This is a genomic window from Actinomadura roseirufa, assembly GCF_900659635.1.
Taxonomy (GTDB): domain Bacteria; phylum Actinomycetota; class Actinomycetes; order Streptosporangiales; family Streptosporangiaceae; genus Spirillospora; species Spirillospora roseirufa.
The window spans coordinates 1-5,027 of sequence record NZ_CAACVB010000410.1 but is presented as its reverse complement, the minus strand read 5'-3'; the positions used below and the strand labels follow the sequence as shown (position 1 = coordinate 5,027).

6 protein-coding genes are annotated in these 5,027 nt (G+C 72.6%); all 6 read right to left on the bottom strand.

The genetic code is table 11. The features are described from left to right. Nucleotides 1-691 (bottom strand): AAA family ATPase (locus E1291_RS38980; protein ID WP_131743043.1); only part of this gene is annotated, 691 nt, incomplete at its 3' end. Further along, nucleotides 688-1,824, bottom strand: coding sequence for an exonuclease SbcCD subunit D (locus E1291_RS38975; RefSeq protein ID WP_131743042.1), 1,137 nt, complete (start codon nucleotides 1,822-1,824; stop codon nucleotides 688-690). The genes E1291_RS38975 and E1291_RS38980, both read right to left, overlap by 4 nt. A gap of 97 nt (nucleotides 1,825-1,921) precedes the next feature. Beyond that, entirely contained in the window at nucleotides 1,922-2,056 is a 135-nt protein-coding gene (locus tag E1291_RS44840) for a hypothetical protein (RefSeq protein ID WP_278045312.1), read from the bottom strand. Next, nucleotides 2,053-2,592: a 30S ribosome-binding factor RbfA gene (rbfA, locus tag E1291_RS38970; protein WP_131743041.1), complete on the bottom strand. Its 540-nt coding sequence runs from the start codon at nucleotides 2,590-2,592 to the stop codon at nucleotides 2,053-2,055. Before rbfA ends, E1291_RS44840 begins: the two co-directional genes overlap by 4 nt. 52 nt (nucleotides 2,593-2,644) lie before the next feature. Next, nucleotides 2,645-2,941, bottom strand: a complete 297-nt coding sequence (locus tag E1291_RS38965; RefSeq protein ID WP_131743044.1) for a DUF503 domain-containing protein — start codon at nucleotides 2,939-2,941, stop codon at nucleotides 2,645-2,647. Between the two features lie 220 nt (nucleotides 2,942-3,161). Beyond that, the coding region (gene infB / locus E1291_RS38960) for a translation initiation factor IF-2 (protein WP_442316403.1) at nucleotides 3,162-5,027 on the bottom strand (1,866 nt) is incomplete at its 5' end.

Sequence of the window (5,027 nt, the reverse complement as noted above, 5' to 3'; positions counted from 1 at the left end):
CCGCGCGCTCGACGGGCGGCGCCGCGCCGGTCGTCTCGGCGATCCGGTCGGCCTCCGAGCCCGCGGCGGCGGCCAGCTCGGCGGCCTCCCGCCCGGTCGCGGCGCGCCGGTCGGCCAGCCACTTCTCGACCTGCGTGAACACCTCGGTGGCAAACAGCCGCTCCAGCACCTTGCGGCGCTCGTCGGCGCCGGCGCGCAGGAACCCCGCGAACTCGCCCTGCGGCAGCAGCGCGACCTGGCAGAACTGGACGGCGTTCATGCCGAGCCGCTTGGAGACCAGGTCGCCCGCCTCGTCCAGGCGGGTGGTGAGCCCGGTCCACTCGCCGTGCTCGAACTCCTCCAGGACGACCTTGGCGTGCTCGACGGTGGTGCCGGTGCCGCGCCGCTTCGGACGCTCCCACGCCGGGGACCGCGTGATGCGGACGCGGCGCCCGCGGACGGTCGTCTCCAGGACCACGCGCGGGGCGAGGCCGGGCGGCGCGTGGTCGCTGCGCAGGCCCTTGACCGCGTTGCGGGCGCCGGGGACCTGCCCGTAGAGGGCGAAGCAGACGGCGTCGAGCACGCTGGTCTTGCCCGCGCCGGTCCGGCCCTGGATGAGGAACAGCCCGGCGTCGGAGAGCGCGTCGAAGTCGATCTCCTCCGTGCTGGAGAAGGGACCGAACGCGGTCACCTCCAGCCGGTGCAGCCTCACGCGTGCGCCTCCTTCAGCCGGCAGTGCTCGAACGCCTCGTGCAGCAGGGCCCGTTCGGCGGCGGTCGCCGGGCCGTCGGTCACCTCGGCGACGAAGTCGCCGGCCAGGTCGAGGCCGGACCGCTCGCGGACCCGCTCGGACCAGCCGCCGGCGGCGTCCGGCTCGGCGCCCTCGGGCTCGAAGCCGAGGGCGAGCGCGTGCGGGAAGCGGCGGCGCAGCCGTTCCATCGCGGCGGACGGGCGGCGCGGGTCGGTGACGGTGATCTGGAGCCAGTGATTCTCATATCGGTCGAACCGCGCGTCACCGAGCAGGTCGTCGAGGCGGCCGCGGACACGCGCTATGGGCCGCGGCACGGGCACCGGCGCGAACTCCGCCGTGAGCGCGCCGCCCTCGCGCAGGTCCAGCAGCCAGAAACCCTTGAGGTGCCTGTCCTCGGAGAAGGAGTAGGCCAGCGGGGAGCCCGAGTAGCGGACCCGGTCGGTGACCTTCCAGGAGCCGTGCAGGTGGCCGAGCGCCGCGTAGTCGACGCCCTCGAACACCGACGCGGGCACGTGCGACGAGCCGCCGACGGAGATGTCGCGCTCGCTGTCGCTCGCCTCGCCGCCGGTCACGAACGCGTGCGCGAGCACGACCGAGCGCAGGCCCGGACCGCGGCGCGCGACGTCCTCCCGGACGCGGCGCATGGCCTCGGTGAGGGCGGCGGCGTGGCCGCGCTCGTCCAGGCCCCAGGGGCTCCGGACGAGCTCGGGCTCCAGATAGGGGATGCCGTAGACGGCCGCGTCGCCGATGACGACCGGCTCGCCGACCCGCGCGAAGCGGGTGCGGACGTGCACGCCCGCCTCGTCCATCAGCGCCGAGCCGAACCCGAGCCGCTGCGTCGAGTCGTGGTTGCCCGCGATGAGCACGACCCGGGTGAGCGCGGCGAGCCGCGCGAGCGTGTCGTCGCACAGCCGCACGGCGTCGACGGCGGGCAGCGCCCGGTCGTAGACGTCGCCGGAGACGAGCACGAGGTCGACACCCTCCGCCCGGACGGTCTCGACGAGGTGGTCGGCGAAGGCCGCCTGCGCCGCCAGCAGGTCCACGCGGTGGAACGAGCGGCCGAGATGCCAGTCGGAGGTGTGCAGGATTCGCATGTCGCAGACACCATAGGCACCCCCTCCGACACATCCGGCGCAGAAACGCCGACCGTTCCCGATAGATCTCTGGTACTTGTACCGAATGTCCGTTCCCTCAGTTGAGGACGCCGACGCGTCCGCACTCCGCGCCGCCGCCGCGGCGGGCGACCACGAGGCCGGCGTCCCGGCGCGGCCGCTCGGGCGTCCGGGCGACCTGCGGCGTCTCCGCGCGCCCCTCCGGCCCGCTCACGATCGCGGGGGTCCCGATCGGCCGCCGCCGTCCCCGACCGCGCCGTCCTCGACCGCGCCGCGCCCGCCGAGGTCGCCCGCGCCGGCGTCGAGGCCGTCGTCGTCCTCGTCCTCGTCGGCGGCGGGCTCACGGTAGGGGTTGGCGTCGCCGGCGGGGGACGCGCCCTGGGCGGTCCGCGCCACCTCGGCGTCCCTGGCGCGGGCCTTGGCCAGCAGGTCGTCGATGTGCGCGGCGTTCTCCATCAGGGAGTCCATGACGAAGGTGATGCTGGGCGTGTGCCGGACCCCGGTCTTGCGGCCCACCTCCGACCGGATGACGCCCTTGGCGCTCTCGAGCGCGGCGGCCGTCTCGGCACGCTCGCCGTCCGACCCGTACACCGTGTAGTACACGGTCGCGTCGCGCAGGTCGTTGGTGATGCGGGTGTCCGTCACGGTCACGAAGCCGAGCCGCGGATCCTTGATCCGGCGCTCCAGCATCTCCGCCACGATCTGCTGGATGCGGTCGGCGAGCTTGCGCGCCCGAGCTGCGTCCACCATGATCGCACTCCCTTTCTCCGTATCGGAGAGGACGGTGCCCGGGTCCTCGGGCTCAGTCCTCGTCGTTGAACAGCCGCTGCCGCGCGGACAGCAGCTCGATCTCCGGGCGCCCGGCCACCAGCCGTTCGCACTGGTCGAGCACCTGCGTGCAGTTGGCCGCGGTGGCCGAGACCACCGCCACGCCGACCTCGGCCCTGCGATGCAGGTCGTTGTCGCCGGTCTCGGCGACGGCCACCGCCGGGAAGCGCCGTTGCACCTCGGCGATGATGGGCCGCAGGACGGACCGCTTCTGCTTCAGGGACCGCACGTCCCCCAGCAGCAGGTCGAGTGTCAGCGCGCCGACGTACACCTGGCCGATCACCTCGGGATCTTCAAGAGTGGAACGACGGCCCTGTGCCGCCGTGTTCCCGGACCGCGCCGCCCGCGGGACGGGCCGGACGGACCGGGACATGACAGACGCCAGGCTAGGAGATCCGCCTGGCGTCGCGCCGAACTTTTAGAACGATCTTCGAGCCGGCCGTCCGCGCGCCCCGGCCCGGAGGCCGGGGCGCGCGGACGTGGCCGCGGCCTCAGTCGCGGGGCTTCTCCCGCATCTCGAAGCACTCGATGACATCGCCGAGCTTGATGTCGTTGTACCCGACGCCGATACCGCACTCGAAGCCCTCGCGGACCTCGGTCGCGTCGTCCTTGAAGCGGCGCAGCGACGACACCGTGAGGTTGTCGGCGACCACGACGCCGTCGCGGACGATGCGGGCCTTGGCGTTGCGCTGGATGATCCCCGAGGTGACCATCGAACCGCCGACGTTGCCGATCCGCGGCACCTTGAAGATCTCGCGGATCTCGGCGGTGCCGAGCTGGGCCTCCTCGAACTCCGGCTTCAGCATGCCCTTGAGGGCCGCCTCGACCTCCTCGATCGCCTGGTAGATGACCGAGTAGTACCGGATGTCGACGCCCTCGCGGTCGGCGACCTCCTGCGCGTTGCGCTCGGGCCGGACGTTGAAGCCGATGATGACCGCGCCGTCGGAGGCCATCGCCAGGTTGACGTCGTTCTGCGTGATCGCGCCGACGCCGCGGCGGATGATCCGCAGGTTGACCTCGTCGCCCACGTCGATCTTGAGGAGCGAGTCCTCCAGGGCCTCCACCGAACCGGACACGTCGCCCTTGAGGATGAGCAGCAGCTCGTCCCGCTCGCCGCGCTCGAGGTCCTTGAACAGCTCCTCGAGGGAGCTGCTCTTGCGGCTCTTGAGCAGTTCGGCGTTGCGCTTGCGCGCCACGCGCTTGTCGGCGATCTGCCGGGCCACCCGGTCGTCGTCGACGACCAGGAAGTTGTCGCCCGCGCCGGGCACGGCCGCGAGGCCGAGCACCAGCACCGGACGGGACGGGCCCGCCTCCTCGACGTTGTTGCCGTTCTCGTCGAGCATCGCCCGGACGCGGCCGTGCGCCACGCCGCAGACGATCGAGTCGCCGACCCGCAGCGTGCCGCGCTGGACCAGCACGGTCGCCACGGCGCCGCGGCCCTTGTCCAGGTTGGCCTCGATGGCCGAGCCCTGGGCGGGCATGTCCGGGTTGGCGCGCAGCTCCAGCTCCGCGTCGGCGGTCAGGACGACCGCCTCGAGCAGCCCGTCGATGTTGATGCCCTGCTTGGCGGACACGTCGACGAACTGGGTCTGCCCTCCGAACTCCTCGGCGACCAGGCCGTACTCGGTGAGCTGGGCCCGCACGCGGTTCGGGTCCGCGCCCTCGACGTCGATCTTGTTGACCGCGACCACGATCGGCACCCCGGCCGCGGTGGCGTGGTCGATCGCCTCGGTGGTCTGCGGCTTGACGCCGTCGTCCGCGGCGACCACCAGCACCACCAGGTCGGTGGTGTCGGCGCCGCGGGCGCGCATGGCGCTGAACGCCTCGTGACCCGGGGTGTCGATGAAGGTGATCCGGCGCTCCTCGCCGTCGACCTCGGTCTCGACCTGGTAGGCGCCGATGTGCTGGGTGATGCCGCCGGCCTCGCCCGCGACCACGTTCGCCTGCCGGATGGCGTCCAGCAGCTTGGTCTTACCGTGGTCGACGTGACCCATGACGGTCACCACCGGCGGACGGGACTGGAGGTTCTCCTCGCCGCCCTCGTCCTCGCCGTACTCGATGTCGAACGACTCGAGCAGCGCGCGGTCCTCGTCCTCGGGGCTGACGATCTGGACGTCGAAGTCCAGCTCCAGGCCGAGGGCCTGGAGGTCGTCCGGGTCCACCGACTGGGTCGCGGTGAGCATCTTGCCGAGGTGCATCATGATCGCCACGAGCGACGCCGGGTTGGCGCCGATCTTCTCGGCGAAGTCGGTCAGCGAGGCGCCCCCCTCGGCCGTCCGCATGACCCCGACCCGGCCGAGGGCATTGGTGAGTGCCACGGTGTCGACGCCGTCGTCCTCACGCATCGGCGGCACCGC

Bases quoted from the DNA above. Each gene is read 5' to 3' on its own strand.
- E1291_RS38975 (WP_131743042.1), bottom strand. From the start codon at position 1,824: ATGCGAATCCTGCACACCTCCGACTGGCATCTCGGCCGCTCGTTCCAC.
- rbfA (WP_131743041.1), bottom strand. From the start codon at position 2,592: ATGGTGGACGCAGCTCGGGCGCGCAAGCTCGCCGACCGCATCCAGCAG.